Genomic DNA, 20,661 nt, shown 5'->3' on the forward strand with positions numbered 1-20,661 from the left:
AGCGCGTCCTTGGCGCGCGCCCCTCAAACAATTTCGACGCGGTTCTTGCCGTTGCGCTTGGCCCGGTAGAGCGCCTCGTCGGCCTTGGCGATCAACTGGTCGATGGGCGAGCCATTCTCCATCTGGGTGTAGACGTGCACCCCGGCGCTCACGGTGAGGCGCTGGGGCAGAGCGGTGCTTGAGGCGATGGCCTGGCGCACGCGTTCGGCCACTTTCGTGGCTTCGGGTGCCGCAGTCTGTGGCAACAGCAGAAGAAATTCTTCGCCACCGAAGCGGCAGACCGCGTCCTGGGCGCGCGAGGCATCGCGCATGCACCGCGCCACTTCCTTGAGCGCGACATCTCCCACAAGATGGCCGTACCGGTCGTTGTACCGCTTGAAATCATCCACATCGACCATGATGAAGGCGAGCGGCGTGCCCTTCGCATTGGCGAGCGCCATCTCCTGGTCCAGCCGCTGGCGCAGTGCGCGGCGATTGAGAATGCCGGTCAAAGGGTCCAGGGAGGCAAGCTGGGTAAGCCGGCCGTTGGCCTCCTCGAGCTCCTTGCGCTTCTGATTCAACTCCTGGATCAGCGCTCTCTGGTCGCTGATGTCCTGGATCTGAGAAATGAAGCAGCGCGGCGAACCATTTTCATTGTGCACCAGGGCGACGTTCAACTGGGTCCAGAACACCGTCCCGTCGGGCCGGACATAGCGCTTCTCCAGTTCATATTCGGAAATGGCCCCGGAACTGATCTGCGCGATATAATCGAGATCCGCCTCCAGATCCTCGGGATAGGTCAGGGACCGGAAATCCCGCGCCTGCAGTTCGGCCTCGGAATAGCCGAACAGGCGGCAGGCGGCGGGATTGGCACGCAGGAACTTGCCGTCGAGGCTGACCAGCGCGATGCCGATGGGCGCATTGGCGAAGGCGGTCTGGAAGAAGGCGATGGCGTCGGAACGTTCCTTTTCCACCAGCCGCCGCTCGGTCTCCAGCATGTCGCGCTCGATGGCGCGGCCGAGCGCCTCCGCCAGCAGTTCGATGAAGGCGAGCAGATCCGGGCAGAAGGGCTCGGCGCGCGGCTCAGGGTCCAGAAGGCTCAGCACGCCGAAGATGCGGTCGCCGATCCGGATCGGCGCGCCGATATAGCTCTCCAGCTTGCTCTCGGCATAGAGCGCGTGGGTGCGCAACTCATGGTCGAGCCCCACGTGGGGACAACTGATCGCTCGCCCGGTCCGCACAGCCACCACCGCGAACGTGCCTTCGAGCGGCGTGGCCACGCCCTCCTGAAGCGGCAGGGGTCGTGAGGATTGCATGCGGCGCGGTATGAGCTTGCTGCCTTCCAAGGAGCTGATGATCGCCACGTCCATGGCGACGACGGTCCGGACGGTCGTCAAGTAATGATCGTACGTCTCCGAAATCGTGCAATTGGTCAGGTTTAGAAGCCTGCGCAACGCGCTTAATGCCTCGGCCCAGTCCCCACCCATCACGTCACTACACTGCGGCTTGCTCAACTGTACCTCCACATAACCGCCGCTCTGGATGAAAAAGATCGAGTTGTCACGTGAAGTCACGTGGGTTCATAGAATTGCAGCCGTCAAGCCCAATTCGGCTCTCAATCAACGTCCGCTAACATAAATTCTACAATGCGCACCGCTGCGTATTCCATCAAACTGCGCCCCTTTAAGGGCTCCGTGGCCTGTGGAACTCCGATTTTATCGGTTGAAGTGGATGTACACCCTGATTGGGGTGGTATAGCAGTCTCCGCCCGGAGCGGGATTGCCATGACCGACATTGCCACGCGCGTTTATAATCATACTTGGAAGATCGACCCCATCGTTCGTTCGGTACTTGATACCGACTTCTACAAACTATTGATGGGACAAACTATTTTCCGCCGGCATCGGGATGTGAAGGTCACCTTCGGCATCCACAACCGCACCAGCCGGGTGCGCCTCGCCGACATTATCGATATCGGCGCGCTGCGCGAGCAATTGGATCATGTCCGTTCGCTCTCGCTCACGCGAGGGGAGTCCACCTGGCTGCGCGGCAACATGTTCTACGGCAAGCGCCAGATGTTCTCGCCCGATTACGTCGCGTGGCTGGAGAACTTCCGTTTTCCCGCCTACCACCTCGAAAAGTGGGATGGGCAGTACGAGCTGGTGTTCGAGGGGCCATGGGTCGAGACCACCATGTGGGAGATCCCGGCGCTCGCCATCATCAACGAGCTGCGCTCGCGCGCGGTGCTCAAGGATCTGGGAAAGTTCGAGCTGCAGATTCTCTATGCCCGCGCCATGACGCGGGTTTGGGAGAAGATCGATACCATCAAAGCGCTCGGCCCGGTGAATGTCGCGGATTTCGGCACGCGGCGCCGCCACGGCTATCTCTGGCAGGACTGGTGCGTGCAGGCCCTTATGGAAGGGCTGGGGGACACCTTCCTCGGCACCTCCAATTGCGTGATCGCCATGCGCCGCGAGGTGGAGGCGACAGGGACCAATGCTCATGAGCTGCCGATGGTCTATTCCGCCCTCGCCCGCACCGATGCGGCGCTGCTGCAGGCGCCCTATCAGGTTTTGGCCGATTGGCAGGAGGATTACGAAGGCAACCTGCGGATCATGCTGCCGGATACCTATGGCACGAGCGGGTTCCTCGCCCACGCCCCGGACTGGCTGACCGCCTGGACCGGTATCCGCATCGACAGCAAGGATCCCATCGAGGGTGGCGAGGAGGTGATCGCCTGGTGGAAGGCGCGCGGGCAGGATCCGCGCGAGAAGCTCGCGATCTTCTCCGACGGCCTCGACGTCGAGGAAGTCGCCCGCATCCATGCCCGCTTCGCCGGCCGGATGCGGCTCGGCTTCGGATGGGGCACGCTGCTCACAAACGACTTCCGCGGCCTTGCCCCTGATGGCGTGCTGGATCCGATTTCCATCGTCTGCAAGGTGATCTCCGCCAACGGCCATCCCGCCGTGAAGCTCTCCGACAACCCGACCAAGGCCATGGGGCCGCCCGCGGAGATCGAGCGGTACCGGCGCCTGTTCGAGGTTGGACCCCAGACCGCGCGACCCGCAGTGGTCTAGCTTGGTCATCGCCGAGATTAAGCTGAGACTAGCTCCTCCGCTCGCGATTGCCTTCTACGAAGCATGCAATAACTTGAGGCAACTGCATTTCATTTGAGCAATGCTGCTCTGCATTATCGGAACCTCTTGGGCCGGGCACGGTTTTTTCGGCATGGGGAAGGCCCCGATCCAAGCAGGAGGAATGCATGCCTCAGAACTGGCGCGCCGAAGACCGGCACCGCAATGACGATCGGTACGGCTCCGATTGGAGAAGTGAAGACAATTTCCGCAGTGGTCCGCGTGGCAACGACGCGCGCGAGACGTACGGCCGCGGACGCGATCAGGGATCGCGTGATGAGGTCGGGCGTGGCGGCGAACGGTATTTCTCGTCGGAATCCACCTATGGCAACCGCCCCGGCTGGCGTGATCCTTCGGGCGCGCGCGAATCGCGTGATGATCGTGATGGGCGCTACCAGGATTATGGAAGCGGACCTCACCGCGATTATGGCCGCGGCCCGCACGAGGATTACGGCTCGGGCCACGAGGAGCACGCGCGCGACGAGCATTATTTCGGCGGCGGCACCTATCCCCGGTCAGACTTCGGATACGGACGCACCCGCGACTCCGAGGCCCGCTTCAGCCGTGACCCTGCGGCCCGGCGCCCGGACTGGGGCCGCGAGGAATGGGGCATGTCCGGGCCTCAGCAAACAGCGCGCGGCTCTTACGGTCGCGAAGATGCGTCGCGCGGCGACGAGCGCGGCCTCTGGGACCGGGCAACCGACGAGGTGTCCTCCTGGTTCGGCGACACCGAAGCGGAAAGGCGCCGGCGCGAAGACCAATACCGCGGCCGTGGACCCAAGAACTATACCCGCTCCGACGATCGGTTGCGGGAGGACGTGAGCGATCACCTGACCGACGACCGCTTGGTGGATGCCTCCGAGATCGAGGTGAGCGTCAGCTCCGGCGAAGTCACCTTGACCGGGACTGTCGCCGACCGCGCCCAGCGTCGCCGCGCGGAGGATGTGGCGGAATGGGTCTCGGGCGTCCGTCATGTGCAGAATAATCTGCGGGTGAGCGAAATGACCTCCGGCCTCGGCCAGGGACATGCCGCCGGCACGCACTCAACCGGTGCGCAGGGATCGGGCACACAGGCGCTCGGCTCGCAAGGGTCCACTACCCAGGGCGACGCGACGGGCTCCGTGAAGCGCTGACCTCTCACGCGACCTTGAAAAGGCGTCCCATTCACGGGGCGCCTTTTTTGTCGGCACGGCGCTTGCTTGTGAAACGGTGGAAATTGGGGAGACCTGCCGTGTCCGATAAAGTCGTCAGCCTGCGAGGCGCTGCCATTGCGCCGGCCCCAGCACCCAATCCCACGCTTGTCGCCGAGCTTGAGCGCCTGCTGGAGGCTGCCCGGGCGGGCGAACTGATCGGTCTTGCAGGGACCTTCCTGCACAAGGATCAAAATGTGTCCTACGCCTATGCGGGCAGTGTCGGCGGTTATGGAATGATTGGTGGCCTGGCGTGTCTCAAGGCCCGGCTGGTGGCGCGCCAGGAATGGGACGCCTGACGGTTCTCTTCGGTCAAGCGGCGCCCCTTACGATGCCGGGTGGCCCGCGCGACGTATCTGGAGCGGCCGCATGGCGACAGACAGGAGCGAGCGGTAGCGACGCCGCGCATCGCTCACCGTTCCATTGTCGCCGATCGCCGCTTCCTGCAACTCCGCCAGGGCAAACGGGCTCGGCTCCACCGGAAGGGCCACGACTTCCGGCACGGCCTCGAGCAGATCGAGCAGATCACGCGCGGTGAGCGCGGAAAGGGCCTGGCTCATGAGCCGGCATTGGTAGGCTTGGCGTTCGGGGGACAGTCGATCCCACGGCTCAAGCAGGGAATAGCGCGCTCGCGCAGCCGCATGGGCTTTCTTTGCCATCCGCTGCACTAAATTCGCCGTCACCATCGCACCCTCTTCGCGCCGCATGCACGTCGCCACCTTGCGTCATGGGTGTTTCCGGACCCTTTCCAGGGATGCAATCGCCCCTTGCGAGGCATGGTGATCGTGTGGCTTGGTCAACGAAGTGTTAGCGCCTTGCTGGCGCGCATCGGGATCGGTTCTCATGCGTTTTCACTATCTTTTTGTTTTTGCTTGCAGTCTCGCTTGTGCTTCAGCTCCGGTGGCTTGGGCGCAGGGAACCCCCGATCCCAAATCCGTGGCTTCGGCCGGCGCCGCTCCTCCCGCCGCATCCCGCCCGCTCGAAATGCTGCGGGCGGAGATCGACCGGGTAGACGGCGACCTGCTGGGGCTCCTGAACGCGCGGGCCGACATCGTCGCGGAAGTTGGGGCCGGGAAGTCCACGAGTGGTGCTCCGGTGTTTCGTCCGGGGCGGCAGACGGCCCTTCTAAACCGGCTGATCGCTCGCAACGCGGGTCCGCAGGCGACGCAGACGATCGTACAGGTGTGGACCGCGATCATCGCCGGGTCGATCCTTCAGCAGAAGCCCGATTTCCGCGTGGCGGTGGCCGGTGGCGAAGCCGAGGCCATCGCGGCGCAGGCGTTTTTCGGCACTGCCATCCCGCAAGCGCGCATTCCTCAGGCGGCCGAGGCGATCGCGGCGCTGGCTGCGGGCAAGGTGGAGGCGGCGGTGCTGCCGGTCGCCGGCACTTGGTGGCTGTCCTTGCCCGAGGGCGTGCGGATCGTCGCCGGCGCGCCGCTGCTGCGGCCTGCCGATGCGCCGCCGCAGGTTCTGGTCCTGACCCGCTACGAGGCTGACCCGTCCGGCCACGACCGGCGCCTGGTGCGCCTCGCACAGCCGCAGCAAGCGGGTCTCGGGGCGATACCCCTTGCCCAGGCCGGCGGCGAAAGCCTGCTCGTTTTGCCGGCGGGAAGCGCGGTCCCTTCGGGCGCGGTCCCTTCGGGCGCGGTCGCCCTCGGCCTGATGGCGGCTCCGCTGGTGCCACGGCACTGAAGGGTTAGGCTTCACCCGTGACGCGGCCGCGTCCGCGCGCTATAGGGATGCCGAAAATAAACGTCGGGAGAAAGAGCCATGGCCGTTAAGCTTGCCGATCTCAAGGTGAAGCTGTTCACCGACGGCGCCGACAAGGCGCAGATCGTCGAGATGGCGAAGCAGGCCCATATCGCCGGCTTCACCACCAATCCCTCGCTCCTGCGCAAGGCTGGCGTTTCCGATTACGAAGCCTATGCCCGCGATCTCGTGGCGGCGGTGCCAGACCGGCACATCTCGTTCGAGGTGTTTTCCGATGAGGTCGACGAGATACGTGCCCAAGCCCGCGTCATCGCCACCTGGGGCGAGAACGTGCATGTAAAGCTGCCGGTCTCCACCACCCGTGGCGAGACGCTCTACGATCTGGTGCGAGATCTGGTGCAGGACGGGGTCAAGGTGAACCTCACCGCCATCTTCTCCGTGCCGCAGGTGGAATTGGGCGTGGCGGCGCTGGCGGGCGGTGCGCCCTCCATCATCTCGGTATTTGCCGGACGTCTGGCGGATCTCGGCATCGATTATGTGCCCGCGATTTCCAAGGCGGTGGACCTCTCCCGCGCGACCTCGAACGTGGAAGTCATCTGGGCCTCCACCCGCGAGGTATGGAACGTGATCGAGGCGGACCGCCTGGGCTGCCAGATCATCACCGCACCCGCCGACGTGCTGAAGAAACTGCCCGCGCTCGGCACCAAGACCGCCGAGCAACTCTCCCTCGACGCGGTCAAGGCGTTCCGCGACGACGCCCTCGCCACCGGCCTCACTCTGGACCTGTCTGGCCGCCGCGCCGCCGAATAGGGCTGCCGGCCGGCCTCTCCCGCAAAGTGGGGAGGCCGGCGCATTGCGCGTTTGTCTCCCGGTGTTACACTTCGTATCGAAGCGACATTTTGACCGCAGGTACGCGAAGCTGAAAACCGGCGCGGGTGCAGGGCGGCGAGGGGTTTGAGATGAGGGACGAGACGCACGGGCCCGCAAGGGGTCCGGAGCGCTCTTGCCAGGAAAATGGGGCCGGGCCTCGCTTTCCTCCGATCCGCACCGCCACCGGCGGGGACACAGCGGCAGGGATCTTGCGTGGTTTTGGGGCGGACGCCGGAAACTGCTGTGAGCCTGACCCGTTTGCCGCGCCTTGTCCGCCGTCCGAGCCTGTCCGCGCCTTCGGTGACCAGCCCGCCCGTGCTTCGCAGGTAAAGGGCGATTCGCCCCGCGTCCCGCTCGGCGACGATGTTTGCGGCAATGACGAGAGCGAGGCGCCGCGCGCGCCGGTTTTCGCCCGTTCGGGGGCTGCAAGCGTGCAGGGCGGAGAGCAAGCCCCGGCCTCGGCCCCCTGCGACCGCGTTTATGCCGCGCTTGATCTCGGCACCAACAATTGTCGCCTTTTGGTCGCCCGGCCCACCTCCCGCAATTTCCGCGTGGTGGATGCTTTCTCCCGCATCGTGCGTCTGGGCGAAGGGCTTTCCGGCAGCGGCCGGCTCGGCGCACCGGCGATGGCGCGTGCCATCGCCGCGCTCGAAGTCTGCGCCGGCAAGATTGCGGCGCGGGGCGTGTCGCGCGCCCGCCTCATCGCCACGGAAGCGTGCCGGGCGGCGGAGAATGGCATGGATTTCTGTGCCGAGGTGGAGCGCCGCACCGGCCTGGTGCTGGAAGTCGTGGACCGCCGAACGGAAGCGGGCCTTGCTGCCTCTGGCTGTGCACCCCTGGTGGACCCCTCCTGCGACGGCGCCATTTTGTTCGACATCGGCGGTGGCTCCACCGAGGTGGTCTGGTTGGGCCGCCGGGCTTCAGGAGACGATGGACCGCCGCGCGCCCGCATCCGCTCCTGGGCCTCCATGCCCGTCGGCGTGGTCTCGCTCGCCGAGCGCCACGGCGGCGTGAAGGTCTCGCGCGAGCTGTTCACCCAGATGGTGGACGAGGTACTCGACATGCTGGAGGGGGTGCGCCAAAGCTGGGGCGTGCGCCCGCCGGGCCGCATCCACCTGCTCGGCACGTCGGGCACCGTGACCACTGTCGCCGGCATCCATCTCGGGCTTGAGCGCTACGATCGGGCCCGCGTGGACGGCGCCTGGCTCAACGCCCGCGATATCAACGAGGTGGTTGACCGGCTGGTGGACATGTCTTTCGAGGAGCGGGTCTCAAACCCTTGCATCGGCGCGCAGCGGGCGGATCTGGTGCTTGCCGGCTGTGCCATCATGGAAGCGGTGCGGGAGGCTTTTCCCACCGATCGCCTGCGGGTGGCCGATCGGGGCTTGCGCGAAGGCATGCTGGTGCAGTTGATGCGGGCGGACGGGGCGTGGCGTCGCCATCGGTCCCAATAGGAGCATCGCGTGACCAATCCAACCCGGGGCCCGGACGGGCGGCCGCTGAAAGTGCGTGTGAAGAACGCGCGCAGCCGCACCACCTCCTCGCAGAAATGGCTGCAGCGGCAGTTGAACGACCCTTATGTCGCCCGCGCCAAGCGGGAAGGCTATCGCTCGCGCGCGGCGTTCAAGCTGATCGAGATGGACGAAAAAGCCCATTTGCTGAAGCGTGGCATGCGCATCGTGGATCTTGGTGCGGCCCCTGGCGGCTGGAGCCAAGTGGCGGCCAAGAAAATCGGCCTGGAAGAGGGGAGCGGCAAGATCGTCGCCATCGACTTGCTGGAGATGGAGCCGGTGACCGGCGTGATCTTCGAGCAGCTCGACTTCCTCGACGAAAAGGCCCCGGCGCGGCTTTTGGAATTGCTGGACGGGCGTGCCGACATCGTCATGTCCGACATGGCGGCCAACGCCACCGGACACAAGAAGACCGACCATATCAAGATCGTCGCGCTCGTTGAGCTGGCGGCGGAATTCGCCCGTCAGGTGCTGGCACCGGGCGGGACGTTTCTCGCCAAGGTCATCCAGGGCGGCACGGAAGGCGTGCTTTTGACCGACCTGAAGCGGGATTTCACGTCGGTTAAGCATCTCAAGCCCGCGGCGAGCCGCGCGGATTCCGCCGAACTTTACGTGCTCGCCACGGGGTTTCGCGGCAAGGCCGATCCGCTGGTCGGCGAAGAGGGCTATGCGCCTATCGGACGAACGGCGGACTGAACGTTTTTCCGCGCCGACCTAATGGCTAATCATCCAGGGCCGGGCCGAGGGAAAGCTCTTCGCGCCGTTCTGCGCGGTCTTCGTTCGGCTCTTCATGCCGCCCGAGCAGCAGCCGCAGCCGGCGCTATGCTTGGATGAAGCCTGCGCCGCCGCGAACTGGCCCACGCTCATTGGGGCATTGGCGCTGCGCTCGTTGGTGGAAAGCGCCGTGCGGCGGCCTGAATCCATCGTGGCGAGGCGCGGCGCGCTGAGAATCGCGCGGGGCGCGGGGGTCGCGCACTCCGGGCAGTCCTGGGGGTGGTTGTATTCGCTCATGGGCCGGGTCTGGGTGAAGGGGCCGCAGGCGTCGCACATATAATCATAGACCGGCATGTCGTCCTCGCTGCTGGTAGGAGACGACCGGGGCGCGCGGCCCCGGCCGGATCGCTTCATCCGATCACAGATCGAGCGAGAGCGGCATGTCGATGGAGCCGTCGAGGAACTTCGTGGGCCCGGCGGACGTGGGATTGATATCGAAATCGAAGATTTCGGTGGGCAGCCAGAGCGTGGCGCAGGCGTTGGGAATATCCACCACGCCGGAAATATGCCCCTGCACCGGCGCGGTGCCGAGGATGGAATAGGCCTGCGCGCCGGAATAGCCGAATTTCTTGAGATATTCGATGGCGTTGAGGCACGCCTGACGATACGCGACGTGCACATCGAGATAGTGCTGGCCGCCGTTTTCGTCCACCGATATGCCCTCGAAGATCAGATAGTCCTTATAATTGGGTGTGATGGGCGAGGGCTTGAAGATCGGGTTCTTGATCCCGTACTTCGCCATGCCGCCCTTCAGCACGTCCACCTTCAGGTGCACCCAGCCGGCCATCTCGATGGCGCCGCAGAAGGTGATTTCGCCGTCGCCCTGGGAGAAGTGCAGGTCGCCCATGGAAAGGCCGCCGCCGTCCACATAGACCGGGAAATAGATCTTCGAGCCGCGCGAGAGATCCTTGATGTCGCAATTGCCGCCATGCTCGCGTGGCGGCACGGTACGCGCGCCCTCGGCTGCCGCCTTGGCCTTCGCCTCGCCGGTGAGCCGGCCCATGTGGGCGGTGGGGCCGAACGGCGGATTGGCGAGCGGGGGAACGCGGGTCGGATTGGTGGCGATGAAATCCACCTCGCGCTTGTTCCAGGTCTCCAGCAGCTTGGGATCGGGCAGGCAGCCGATCAGGCCCGGATGAATGAGGCCGGCGAAATTCACCCCCGGAATATGCCGGGAGGAAGTGAACATGCCCTTGAAATCCCATATGGATTTCTGAGCGGAAGGGAAGTGGTCGGTTAAGAACCCGCCGCCGTTCTTCTTCGAGAAGAAGCCGTTGAAGCCCCACTGGCTGTCCGGCATGGCGCCGATATCCAGCAGGTCCACCACCAGCAGATCGCCGGGCTCTGCGCCCTTCACGCCGATGGGGCCGGAGAGGAAATGCACGATCGACAGATCGATGTCGCGCACATCGTCGGCGCTGTCGTTGTTCTGGATGAATCCGCCGGTCCAATCATAGGTCTCGACGATGAAATCGTCGCCCGGCTTCACCCAGGCCACCATTGGAATGTCGGGGTGCCAGCGATTGTGCACCATGTCATTGTCGTAGGCGGATTGGTTGAGATCGACCTTAATCAAAGTATCGGCCATGGACAGCTCCCAGCTTGCTTGACTCTCTTGGGCGAAGGGACGGCGTGAGGCGGGGGCCTCACACCGAGAGAAATTTGGCGACCTTGGCTTCGTCGATATCGGCCCGCAGGTCCTCATGGACGATCGAACCGTTCTCCAGCACCAGCACCCGGTCGGCGATATCGAGGGCGAAGGAGAGCACCTGTTCCGACACCACGATGGAGAGGCCCTTCTCATCGCGGATGCGCTTCAGCGTGCGGGCCATCTCGCGGATGATGGAGGGCTGGATGCCCTCGGTCGGCTCATCCAGAAGCAGCACCTTGGGTTTGGTGGCGAGCGCGCGGGCGATGGCGAGCTGCTGCTGCTGGCCGCCCGAGAGATTGCCGCCGCGCCGCTTCTTCATGTCGAGCAACACCGGAAACAGCTCGTAGATGTCGCCCGGCACTTTACGCGCGCCGGATGAGACGAGGCCGGTCTCGATATTCTCCTCCACCGTCATGGCGGAGAAGATCATGCGGCCCTGCGGCACATAGGCGACGCCTTTCGCCACCCGCTCATAGCTTTTGAGTGCGGTGATCTCGCTTTGGCCGATGGAGACCTTGCCGGAACGGGTCGGCACCACGCCCATGAGCGATTTCATCAACGTGGTCTTACCCATGCCGTTGCGGCCCATGATGGCAACGATCTCATTGGGCGCGACGGTGAAATTCAGGCCGTGCAGAACCTCGCTCTGCCCGTAGGAGACGACGAGGTTGGAAACGTCGAGCATTTTTGTCGCCCTCTCAATGGCCGAGATAGACTTCGATCACCTTCGGATCGGCCTTCACCTTGGCCATGGATCCTTCGGAGAGGATCTTGCCCTGGTGCAGGACCGTGACCTTGTGGGCGATGTCCTCGACGAACTTCATGTCGTGCTCGATCACGATCACCGAGCGGTCCTTGATGATGGTGTTGAGCAATTCGGCGGTCTTCTTGCGCTCGGCGACGCTCATCCCGGCCACGGGCTCGTCGAGCATCAGCAGCTCGGGGTCCTGGATCAGCAGCATGCCGATCTCCAGCCACTGCTTCTGCCCGTGGCTGAGGAACTCGGCTTTGCGGTGAAGCTGATCGGCGAGAAAAATGGTCTCGGCCACGTGCTGCACCCGGTCGCGTACTTCCGCGTCGCGCTTGAAGGCGAGGGCACCCAGCACGCCGCGTCCGCGCGGGAACGAGATTTCCAGATTCTCGAAGACACTCAGATCGTCATAGATCGAAGGGTTCTGGAACTTGCGGCCCACCCCTTTGCGGACGATCTCATATTCCTTCAGCTTGGTCAGTTCGGTGTTCTTGAACCGCACGGAGCCCGAGGTCGCCTTGGTGCGCCCGCAGATGAGATCGAGCACCGTGGTCTTGCCGGCGCCGTTGGGGCCGATGATGACGCGGATCTCGTTTTCATCGACATAGAAGGAAAGGTCGTCCACCGCCTTGAAGCCGTCGAAGGACACGGTGAGCCCCTCCACGGCGAGGAGGAAATCGGGCGCGATCTGGTCGGTGATGGGAGCGGCATTCATGGGTTTGTCTCCTCACTCGGCCAGGGTCGGGGCGGCGGCGGGCGCGGCATCCCCGCCTGGGGTGCGCTTGCGGGTGAACAGCGCGTCGATGCGCGGCTCGACATAGGAGCGGTAGAGCCCGGCGAGGCCGTTGGGGAACAGCAGCACCACGGCGATGAACAGGCCGCCGAGGCCGAACAGCCACAATTCCGGGAAGCTCTCGGAAAACGAGGTCTTGGCCCAATTCACCAGTAGCGTGCCGTACACCGCGCCGAGCAGAGAGAGCCGCCCGCCCACCGCCGCATAGATCACCATCTCGATGGAGGGCACGATGCCGACGAAGGAGGGCGACATGAAGCCCACCTGCAAGGTGAACATGGCCCCGCCAATGCCGGCCAGCGCCGCCGCGAAGCAGAACACGAAGATCTTGTAGCTGGCGACGTCGTAGCCGGAGAAGCGGACGCGGTCCTCCTTGTCGCGCATGGCGACGAGGATGCGGCCGAGCTTGGAGCGGCGAACGAACTGGCACAGCAGAATGCAGCCGATCAGAAGGCCGCCATTGACGAAATAAAGGATGGTCTTCGCGCCATCGGTGCGGATGTCCCAGCCGTGCAGGGTGCGCAGATCGGTGATGCCGTTGATGCCGCCGGTGTAGCCCTGTTGGCCGACGATGAGGATCGTCACGATCGCCGCCATCGCCTGGGTGATGATGGCGAAATAGACCCCGCCGACGCGCCGTTTGAACAGGGCGAAGGCGATAATCAGCGCAAGGATGGCCGGCACCAGAACCACCGCTGCCAGCGAGAACCCCAGCGATTTGAACGGCACCCAGAAGAAGGGCAGTTCGGTGATCTGGTTCCAGTCCATGAAGTCGGGAATGCCGGGCGTGGACTGGATCTTGGTCGCTTCGATACTGGAGGATTCCAGCTTCAGATACATGGCCATGCAATAGCCGCCGAGGCCGAAGAACACACCTTGGCCGAGCGAAAGAATGCCGGCATTGCCCCAGCACAGCACCAGGCCCACGGCGACGAAGGCATAGGTGAGATATTTGCCCACCATGTTGAGGCGGAAGGGATCGAGGATCGCCGGCAGGATCACGAACAGCAGGGCGGCCAGCAGCAGCACGCCGATGAGATCCTTGGAGCGCAGGGTGAAAGGTTCGCTTTGCATCTGTGCGCTCCTCAGCGGCGGACTTTGAGGACGAAGAGGCCTTCGGGGCGCACCATCAAGATGCCCACGACCACCATGAGGGTCAGCACTTTGGCCATGGAGCCGGACATGAAGAATTCCATGGTCGATTGGGCCTGGGAGATGGTGAAGGCTGAGGCGATGGTGCCGAGCAGGCTCGCCGCGCCGCCGAACACCACCACCAGGAAGGTGTCGACGATGTAGAGTTGGCCCGCCGTGGGACCGGTGGAGCCGATCATGGTGAAGGCGCTCCCCGCGATGCCGGCGATGCCGCAGCCGAGGCCGAAGGTGTAGCGGTCCACCCGCTCGGTATTGATGCCCACCGCCCCCGCCATGGTGCGGTTCTGCATCACCGAGCGCACCTGCAGCCCCCAGCGCGAGCGGTACATGAGGAGATAGACCGCGCCGGCGATCAGCGTGGTGAGGCCCATGACGAACAGGCCGTTGATTTGCACATCTATGGTGTCGGTGACGGGAAGCGAACCCATCATCCAGTCGGGCAGTTCAACACCGACTTCGCGGGCACCGAAGATGGAGCGGAACGCCTGCTGCATGATGAGGGAGAGACCCCAGGTGGCGAGCAGGGTGTCCAGCGGGCGCTTGTAGAGAAAGCGGATCATGCCCCATTCCACCAGCATGCCCAGCGCCCCGCTGGCGAGGAAGGCGACCCCCATGGCAACGAAGAAGTAGATGGGATAAAGGCCAGGCAAATAGCTCTGGAAGAGCTGCGAGGTCAGATAGGTCATATAAGCGCCGAGGATCATGAATTCGCCATGCGCCATGTTGATCACGCCCATCTGACCAAAGATGATGGCCAGCCCGAGCGACATCAATACGAAGACCGAAAACAGGATCAGGCCCGCGAACGCCTGCATGGCGAAGATGGAGCCGAGCTCCCCGAGCGAATATCCCAGCATCAAAGCACCCCCGTGGTGATTTCCTGCCCCTCTCCCCGAGGGGGAGAGGGTTGGGGTAAGGGGCTGTGACTTCACCGGAGAGTCGCGAGCCCCTCACCCGCCGCTTGCGGCGTCAACCTCTCCCCTCGGGGAGAGGTGAAAGCCTCAACTCATTGGTAGCCCTTGGGGAAGGGGTTCGGCTCCACCAGCTCGGCGGTCTCGAAGACGACATCGTACTGGCCGTCGGGGCGGGCCTTGCCGACGCGGGTCTTGCTCCACAGATGATGGTTCTCGTGGATGCGCACATAGCCTTCCGGCGCCTTGTCGAAGGCAACGCCGGGGGAGGCGGCGGCGATCTTGTCGATGTCGAACGAGCCGGCCTTTTCCGCCGTGAGCTTCCACAGCCAGGGGCCGAGATAGGCGGCTTGCGTCACGTCGCCGATCACAATCTTATCGCCATAGGTCTTCTTGAACGCTTCGACGAATGCCTTGTTGTTGGGATTGTCGAGGGACTGGAAGTATTTCATGCAGGCGAAGGCACCCGCGATATTTTCCCCGCCGATGCCCAGGATCTCGTCCTCGGTGACCGAGATGGTGAGCAGCGTCTGCTTGGAGAGGTCGATGCCCGCGGCCTTGAGCTGCTTGTAGAAGGCGACGTTGGAGCCGCCGACGATGATGGCATAGATCACGTCGGGCTTGGTGAGCTTGATTTTGTTGATGGCCGAATTGAACTGCGTATGGCCGAGCGGGAAATATTCTTCGCCCACCACCTTGAGCTTGAGAAAGTTCTCGATGTGCTTGCGCGCGATTTTATTTGAAGTGCGCGGCCAGATATAGTCGGAGCCGAGCAGGTAGAAGGTCTGGGCGCCGCGTTCTTTCACCACCCAATTGAGGCCGGCGATGATCTGCTGGGTTGCTTCCTGGCCGGTGTAGATGACGTTCTTCGACTGCTCCAGTCCCTCGTAGAAAGTCGGGTAATAGAGCATGCCGTTATATTGCTCGAACACCGGCAGAACCGCTTTGCGCGAGGCGGAGGTCCAGCAGCCGAACACCGAGGCGCACTTGTCCTGCACCAGGAGCTTCTTGGCCTTCTCGGCGAAGGTCGGCCAGTCCGAGGCGCCGTCTTCCTGGATGTATTTGATCTTGCGGCCGAGGATGCCGCCCGACGCGTTGATCTGGTCGATGGCCAGCTTCTCGGCCTGAACCGAGCCGGTTTCGGAGATCGCCATGGTGCCGGTGACGGAATGCAGGATGCCGACGGTGACTTCCGTATCGGTAACGGCCAATCCTGTTGTATTCACCGCAGACGTGGCCGGTGCCTGTGCGGCGGCCTGGCTCGAAAATAAGGTTGTGGCCGGGATGAGGGAGGCAAGAGGAAGGGCTGCTGCCCCCCTCAAGACGTCCCGTCGTGTTGCACTCATCTTGCTGTTGCGATCATCGCTGCCCGACATAAAGGTCCCCTCCAGCGCATTACGGATCGAAAACAGGACCGAACGAAGTCCTGCCTGGGTTCCATGGTTCCGGGGATGATGCGCCGCAGCAATACGGTGATTGACGTATATGGGCGAGCGACGAACGCCCTATGATCGCTCGGGCAGAAGAGGTTTTTCCGCATGCTTTGTAATTTGCGCGCGCGGGCGCGCGGGCCCGCAGCGTGCAGGCGCGGGGACGCGTCTCTCTTGGGATGGGGGAATATTGAATACTGGTCGTGAGAGCGGGGGAAATGCTTGCGAATTGGTCAGGGGGCGGCAAGGAGCGCGATAAATTCAGCCACGCGTCGACAAATAGGCCATGGCATAATGAATTATCTTGTGGATGCCGCTCCGGTTCGTCATGGCCGGGCTCGTCCCGGCCAACCACGCGGTGCCGCTGGGGGTGGTCACGCGGGGTGGGATGGGCGGCGAGGCAGGGATGTCTGGCGCAGGGTCGGGCATGACGTTGGGGAAATTCATAAGGGCCGGGGAACAAATGGCCGGGGAACAGCGGATCGTTCGAGTTCGGCGGCAGTACAACAAATGGGTCGTCAACGAGACCCTGGAAGACTATGCCCTGCGCTTCACCGCCAAGAGCGCACGGCGCTGGTCGTCATTCCGTGTCGCCAATACCGCGCTCGGCGCGATCTCCTTCCTCGCGCTTGAAGCCATCGGCGGGGCAATCACGCTTTCGTTCGGTTTCACCAATGCCATCGCCGCCATCCTGGTGGTCAGCGCGATCATTTTCGCCGCCGGTTTTCCGATCTGCTTCTATGCCGCGAAATTCGGCGTCGATATCGATTTGCTCACGCGCGGCGCGGGCTTCGGCTATATCGGCTCCACCTTCACCTCGCTGATCTATGCGTCGTTTACCTTCCTGTTCTTCGCCATCGAGGCGGCGATCATGTCGCTGGCACTGGAGATGTGCTTCGGCATCCCGCTTGCGTTGGGTTACATCATCAGCGCGCTGGTGGTGATCCCGCTGGTCACCCACGGCATCACGCTTATTTCCCGGTTTCAGATGTGGACCCAGCCGGTATGGCTGGCGCTGCACATCATTCCGCTCGCCTATATCGCCTTCACCCACGGGGAGGATCTTACCGCCTGGACCGATTTTACCGGCCGGCTGGGGCCGGCGGACGGCAGCTTCTCATGGCTCGCCTTCGGCGGCGCCTCCACCGTGGTCTTCGCTTTGGTGGCGCAGATCGGCGAGCAGGTGGATTTCCTGCGCTTCCTGCCGCGCCGGGAGGCCGGCAACCGGTTCAATTGGTGGGCCAGCCTTCTGGCGGCCGGGCCGGGGTGGATCATTCCCGGTGCGCTGAAGATGATGATCGGCTCGTTCCTGGCCTATCTCGCGCTCCAGCACGGAATCAGCCTGGAACATGCCGCCGAGCCGACGCAGATGTATCTCGTCGCCTTCGGGGCCATGCTGCCCTCCCAGCAGGCGGCCCTCGCCTTTACCGGCATCTTCGTCATCATCTCCCAGCTCAAGATCAATGTGACGAACGCTTATGCCGGCTCCATCGCATGGTCGAACTTCTTTTCGCGCCTGACGCATTCCCATCCCGGGCGGGTGGTGTGGCTGGTGTTCAACGTTGCGATTGCCTTGATGCTGATGGAACTCGGCATCTACAAGGCGCTGGACGAAATCCTCGGCCTCTATGCCATCGTCGCCATCGCCTGGGTGGCGGCTTTGGTGTCAGACCTCGTGGTCAACAAGCCGCTCGGGCTTTCCCCGCCCACCATCGAGTTCAAGCGCGCCCACCTCTATGACATCAACCCGGTCGGGGTCGGCTCCGTGGCCTTGGGGACGGCGGTGGCGGTTCTGGCCTATTCCGGCCAGTTCGGGCGCATGCTGCAGGCGTTCGCACCGTTCGTCGCGCTAGCCGTCTCTTTCCTGGCGGCGCCGGCCATCGCATTGGCCACCAAGGGCCGCTATTACACGGCGCGCGCGCCGAAGGTGCAGTGGAGCGGGAAGGGCACGATCCGGTGCTGCGTATGCGAGCACAAGTTCGAGCATGAGGATATGGCCCAATGCCCGTTGTATGCGGGCCCCATTTGTTCCCTGTGCTGCTCGCTTGATGCCCGCTGCCGCGACCGCTGCAAGGACGGTGCGCGCGCGGCCGACCAGATCCTGGCCTTCCTGACCGCCACCTTACCGCATTGGGCGGTGAAGCGGCTGAATTCCCGGATCGGCCATTATACCGCGATATTGGCGACGCTCGCGTCGCTCATCGCCGTCATCCTGGCCATCATCTATTTCCACGCCACGTTCGAATCCCCCGCCTATGGCGACGCCATCCGCACCACCTTGTGGACGGTCTATTTCGTCCTCATCATCGTCGTTGGGGTGGTGGCGTGGTTGTTCGTGCTTGCGCAGGAAAGCCGAAACGTGGCGCAGGAGGAAAGCCAGCGCCAGACTACGCTGCTGATGCGCGAAATCGAGGCGCACAAGCGCACCGATGCCAAGCTCCAGCGTGCCAAGGAGGTGGCGGAGGCCGCGAACCTCGCAAAAAGTCGCTATGTTGTGGGCATCAGCCACGAATTGCGCACGCCGCTGAACGCCATTCTCGGCTATGCCCAGTTGCTGGAACGCGACACCACCATTCCCGCCGGCCGGCGGGACGCGATCCGCGTGGTCCGCCGCAGCGCCGAGCATCTCTCCGGCCTCATCGACGGCTTGCTGGACATCTCCAAGATCGAGGCCGGCCGCCTGCATCTCAACCGGGATAAGGTGCGCATCCACGAATTGCTCGACCAGGTGGTCGACATGTTCCGTTTGCAGGCGAAGGCCAAGGACATCGATTTTCGCTACACCCGCTCCGAGCGTTTGCCGCCGGTGGTGTTTACCGACGAAAAGCGGCTGCGGCAGATCCTCATCAACCTGCTGTCCAATGCCATCAAGTTCACCGCCGCGGGCCACGTGGCCCTGCGCGTTTCGTTCCGCAATCAGGTGGCGGAATTCGAGGTTGAGGATACCGGCCTCGGGGTCGCCGAGGAGGACCGCACGCGCATCTTCGAGCCGTTCGAGCGCGGCGGGCGGGCCGGCACCTACACTGGCATCGGCCTTGGCCTGACCATCACCAAGCTGTTGACCGAGATCATGGGCGGCGAGATCGTGCTGAGGAACGGGCCGCAGGGCGGCTCGATCTTCGCCGTTCGCCTCCTGTTGTCGGAGGTCTCCACCCCGGACGATGCCGCTCCGGCCGAGCGGCGTGTCACAGGCTATCGGGGGGAGCCGCGCACACTGCTGGTGGCCGACGATGACCCGGCCCATCGCGATCTCATGTGTGAATTGCTGCGCCCGCTCGGTTTCGTCGTCTTCACCGCGCCGGATGGCGGCGTTTGCCTGGAACTGGCGGCGCAGACCCAGCCGGACCTCATTTTGCTGGATATCGCCATGCCCGGCCTCAACGGCTGGCAGGCGGCGCGCCGCCTGCGCGCGAAAGTGGCGCCAAGCGCACGCATCATCATGATTTCCGCCAACGCCGGCGACATTGGCCGGCCCGAGGCGGAGGGCCGCCACCACGACCAGCAGATGGTCAAGCCGGTGGACCTGCGCCAATTGCTCGAGCAATTGCGGGTGCTGCTGGGCCTCGAATGGATCTACGATGACGATCCCGCCCCGGAGTCCGCCCCGCGGCCCGGCGAATTGATCGCGCCTGAAAACCGCCACATCGAGGAATTGTTGAAGCTCGGGCGCATCGGCTATGTCCGCGGCATCCAGGCCAAGCTCCGGGCGCTCGGCGAGGAATCCCCAGACCATGCGGAGTTCGTCGCGCAGATGAGCGACATCGTCCGCAGCTTCGATCTCAACCGTTACATGACTGTCCTGGAGGGTCTGCGCAGCGATGATGCATAGCGCCAAGCGACGCGACATCGTCCTGGTGGTGGACGACAGTCCGGAAACCCTGAGCATGCTCACCGACGCTCTGGAGGAGGCGGGCATCACCGTGCTGGTGGCGGTCGAGGGCGCGAACGCCCTCGCCCTGGTGGAGCAGATCACCCCGGATATCATCCTGATGGATGCCATCATGCCGGGCATGACCGGCTTCGAGACCTGCCGCGCGCTGAAGACCAACAAGGCCCTCGCCCATGTCCCGGTCATCTTCATGACCGGGCTCTCCGAGACCGAGCACATCGTCCAGGGCCTGGAGGCCGGCGGTGTGGACTACGTCACCAAGCCGATCGTACCGAGCGAAATCATCGCCCGCATGAAGGTGCATCTCGCCAACGCCCGCCAGACTCAGGGCGCGCAGGTGGCGCTTGATGCGGCCGGTCGGTTCCTGCTGGCCGCCAATCTCGACGGGCGGGTGCTCTGGAGCACCCCCCATGCCACCCGCCTGATGGCGCAGATCGCCCCCGCCCAGCCCGGTGAAGGCTTTGTGCTGCCGCAGGCGGTCCATCGCTGGCTGGAGGCATGCCAGACCTCGGACGCGGCGCAGCGCGATGGCATCGACCTCTCCCGCCTCGCCGATCCCCCACGCGCGCTGAAGCTCGCCTATGTCGGCCAGATCGGTGGACGCGAGTTCCTGCTGCGCGTGATCGACGAGGTGCCGGCGCGGGAGGAAGAGGTGCTCCGCCGGGCGCTTTCCATCACCCAGCGCGAGGCGGAGGTGCTGGCCTGGATCGCCCGTGGCAAGTCGAATCGGGACATTGCCCAGATCCTGGGCCTCAGCCCACGGACGGTGAACAAGCACCTGGAGCAGATCTACGCGAAGATCGGCGTCGAAAATCGCGCCTCCGCTACCGCGCTGGCCGTGCGCGCCCTGTCCGGCCAATGAAAAGGGCGCCCGAGGGGGCGCCCTTAAGCGTTACGACGTCCAATTTCGCGGGGC

At 64.0% G+C, this 20,661-nt stretch carries 18 protein-coding genes; 9 read left to right on the forward strand and 9 right to left on the reverse strand.

Annotated features, from left to right (window positions below; all coding sequences use genetic code 11):
* Positions 1–23: 23 nt before the first annotated feature.
* Positions 24–1,466: a sensor domain-containing diguanylate cyclase gene (locus V5F77_RS13185; RefSeq protein WP_429005860.1), complete on the reverse strand. Its 1,443-nt coding sequence runs from the start codon at positions 1,464–1,466 to the stop codon at positions 24–26.
* Between the two features lie 297 nt (positions 1,467–1,763).
* Here V5F77_RS13185 and pncB point away from each other — a divergent pair, with 297 nt between their 5' ends.
* From pncB to V5F77_RS13200, 3 genes are all read left to right on the forward strand, one after another.
* A complete protein-coding gene (gene pncB, locus V5F77_RS13190) occupies positions 1,764–3,056 on the forward strand; it encodes a nicotinate phosphoribosyltransferase (RefSeq protein ID WP_429005810.1) in 1,293 nt (430 codons plus the stop codon).
* 185 nt (positions 3,057–3,241) lie between these two features.
* Positions 3,242–4,246, forward strand: coding sequence for a BON domain-containing protein (locus V5F77_RS13195; protein ID WP_429005811.1), 1,005 nt, complete (start codon positions 3,242–3,244; stop codon positions 4,244–4,246).
* Positions 4,247–4,344: 98 nt separating this feature from the next.
* Entirely contained in the window at positions 4,345–4,602 is a 258-nt protein-coding gene (locus V5F77_RS13200; RefSeq protein WP_429005812.1) for a hypothetical protein, read from the forward strand.
* Between the two features lie 27 nt (positions 4,603–4,629).
* Here V5F77_RS13200 and V5F77_RS13205 read toward each other — a convergent pair whose 3' ends face one another.
* A complete protein-coding gene (locus tag V5F77_RS13205; protein ID WP_429005813.1) occupies positions 4,630–5,010 on the reverse strand; it encodes a hypothetical protein in 381 nt (126 codons plus the stop codon).
* A gap of 229 nt (positions 5,011–5,239) precedes the next feature.
* On the opposite strand from V5F77_RS13205, the gene V5F77_RS13210 reads away from it, so the two are divergent.
* The 4 genes from V5F77_RS13210 (at position 5,240) to V5F77_RS13225 (ending at position 9,090) form a co-directional block, all read left to right on the forward strand.
* Complete coding sequence (locus V5F77_RS13210; protein ID WP_429005814.1) at positions 5,240–5,995, forward strand: chorismate mutase; 756 nt, start codon at positions 5,240–5,242, stop codon at positions 5,993–5,995.
* 78 nt (positions 5,996–6,073) lie between these two features.
* Complete coding sequence (locus tag V5F77_RS13215; RefSeq protein WP_429005815.1) at positions 6,074–6,823, forward strand: transaldolase family protein; 750 nt, start codon at positions 6,074–6,076, stop codon at positions 6,821–6,823.
* A gap of 491 nt (positions 6,824–7,314) precedes the next feature.
* Entirely contained in the window at positions 7,315–8,337 is a 1,023-nt protein-coding gene (locus V5F77_RS13220; RefSeq protein ID WP_429005816.1) for a Ppx/GppA phosphatase family protein, read from the forward strand.
* Between the two features lie 9 nt (positions 8,338–8,346).
* Entirely contained in the window at positions 8,347–9,090 is a 744-nt protein-coding gene (locus tag V5F77_RS13225) for an RlmE family RNA methyltransferase (RefSeq protein ID WP_429005817.1), read from the forward strand.
* Positions 9,091–9,108: 18 nt separating this feature from the next.
* Here V5F77_RS13225 and V5F77_RS13230 read toward each other — a convergent pair whose 3' ends face one another.
* The 7 genes from V5F77_RS13230 to urtA form a co-directional block, all read right to left on the reverse strand.
* A complete protein-coding gene (locus V5F77_RS13230; protein WP_429005818.1) occupies positions 9,109–9,462 on the reverse strand; it encodes an FmdB family zinc ribbon protein in 354 nt (117 codons plus the stop codon).
* 64 nt (positions 9,463–9,526) lie between these two features.
* A complete protein-coding gene (fmdA, locus tag V5F77_RS13235) occupies positions 9,527–10,756 on the reverse strand; it encodes a formamidase (RefSeq protein ID WP_429005819.1) in 1,230 nt (409 codons plus the stop codon).
* 58 nt (positions 10,757–10,814) lie between these two features.
* Entirely contained in the window at positions 10,815–11,504 is a 690-nt protein-coding gene (gene urtE / locus V5F77_RS13240) for an urea ABC transporter ATP-binding subunit UrtE (RefSeq protein WP_429005820.1), read from the reverse strand.
* Positions 11,505–11,517: 13 nt separating this feature from the next.
* Positions 11,518–12,285, reverse strand: a complete 768-nt coding sequence (gene urtD / locus V5F77_RS13245) for an urea ABC transporter ATP-binding protein UrtD (protein WP_429005821.1) — start codon at positions 12,283–12,285, stop codon at positions 11,518–11,520.
* 12 nt (positions 12,286–12,297) lie between these two features.
* Positions 12,298–13,437 carry an urea ABC transporter permease subunit UrtC gene (urtC, locus tag V5F77_RS13250; protein ID WP_429005822.1) on the reverse strand — a complete coding sequence of 380 codons (1,140 nt, stop codon included), beginning with the start codon at positions 13,435–13,437 and terminating at the stop codon, positions 12,298–12,300.
* Positions 13,438–13,448: 11 nt separating this feature from the next.
* Positions 13,449–14,372 (reverse strand): urea ABC transporter permease subunit UrtB, encoded by a 924-nt coding sequence (gene urtB, locus V5F77_RS13255; RefSeq protein WP_429005823.1) that lies wholly within the window; start codon positions 14,370–14,372, stop codon positions 13,449–13,451.
* Positions 14,373–14,521: 149 nt separating this feature from the next.
* Positions 14,522–15,802, reverse strand: coding sequence for an urea ABC transporter substrate-binding protein (gene urtA / locus V5F77_RS13260; RefSeq protein ID WP_429005824.1), 1,281 nt, complete (start codon positions 15,800–15,802; stop codon positions 14,522–14,524).
* A gap of 517 nt (positions 15,803–16,319) precedes the next feature.
* Here urtA and V5F77_RS13265 point away from each other — a divergent pair.
* Both V5F77_RS13265 and V5F77_RS13270 read left to right on the forward strand, forming a co-directional pair.
* Positions 16,320–19,685, forward strand: a complete 3,366-nt coding sequence (locus V5F77_RS13265) for a hybrid sensor histidine kinase/response regulator (RefSeq protein WP_429005825.1) — start codon at positions 16,320–16,322, stop codon at positions 19,683–19,685.
* Entirely contained in the window at positions 19,675–20,607 is a 933-nt protein-coding gene (locus V5F77_RS13270) for a response regulator transcription factor (RefSeq protein WP_429005826.1), read from the forward strand. The genes V5F77_RS13265 and V5F77_RS13270 overlap by 11 nt, the downstream gene beginning before the upstream one ends.
* Positions 20,608–20,661: the final 54 nt, after the last annotated feature.

The sequence above is a fragment of the Roseixanthobacter psychrophilus genome (genome assembly GCF_043195195.1).
GTDB lineage: Bacteria > Pseudomonadota > Alphaproteobacteria > Rhizobiales > Xanthobacteraceae > NCEH01.

Bases quoted from the DNA above. Each gene is read 5' to 3' on its own strand.
- V5F77_RS13185 (WP_429005860.1), bottom strand. From the start codon at position 1,466: ATGGGTGGGGACTGGGCCGAGGCATTAAGCGCGTTGCGCAGGCTTCTA.
- pncB (WP_429005810.1), top strand. From the start codon at position 1,764: ATGACCGACATTGCCACGCGCGTTTATAATCATACTTGGAAGATCGAC.
- V5F77_RS13195 (WP_429005811.1), top strand. From the start codon at position 3,242: ATGCCTCAGAACTGGCGCGCCGAAGACCGGCACCGCAATGACGATCGG.
- V5F77_RS13205 (WP_429005813.1), bottom strand. From the start codon at position 5,010: ATGCGGCGCGAAGAGGGTGCGATGGTGACGGCGAATTTAGTGCAGCGG.
- V5F77_RS13215 (WP_429005815.1), top strand. From the start codon at position 6,074: ATGGCCGTTAAGCTTGCCGATCTCAAGGTGAAGCTGTTCACCGACGGC.
- V5F77_RS13230 (WP_429005818.1), bottom strand. From the start codon at position 9,462: ATGCCGGTCTATGATTATATGTGCGACGCCTGCGGCCCCTTCACCCAG.
- fmdA (WP_429005819.1), bottom strand. From the start codon at position 10,756: ATGGCCGATACTTTGATTAAGGTCGATCTCAACCAATCCGCCTACGAC.
- urtE (WP_429005820.1), bottom strand. From the start codon at position 11,504: ATGCTCGACGTTTCCAACCTCGTCGTCTCCTACGGGCAGAGCGAGGTT.
- urtD (WP_429005821.1), bottom strand. From the start codon at position 12,285: ATGAATGCCGCTCCCATCACCGACCAGATCGCGCCCGATTTCCTCCTC.
- urtC (WP_429005822.1), bottom strand. From the start codon at position 13,437: ATGCAAAGCGAACCTTTCACCCTGCGCTCCAAGGATCTCATCGGCGTG.
- urtB (WP_429005823.1), bottom strand. From the start codon at position 14,372: ATGCTGGGATATTCGCTCGGGGAGCTCGGCTCCATCTTCGCCATGCAG.
- urtA (WP_429005824.1), bottom strand. From the start codon at position 15,802: ATGTCGGGCAGCGATGATCGCAACAGCAAGATGAGTGCAACACGACGG.
- V5F77_RS13265 (WP_429005825.1), top strand. From the start codon at position 16,320: ATGGCCGGGGAACAGCGGATCGTTCGAGTTCGGCGGCAGTACAACAAA.
- V5F77_RS13270 (WP_429005826.1), top strand. From the start codon at position 19,675: ATGATGCATAGCGCCAAGCGACGCGACATCGTCCTGGTGGTGGACGAC.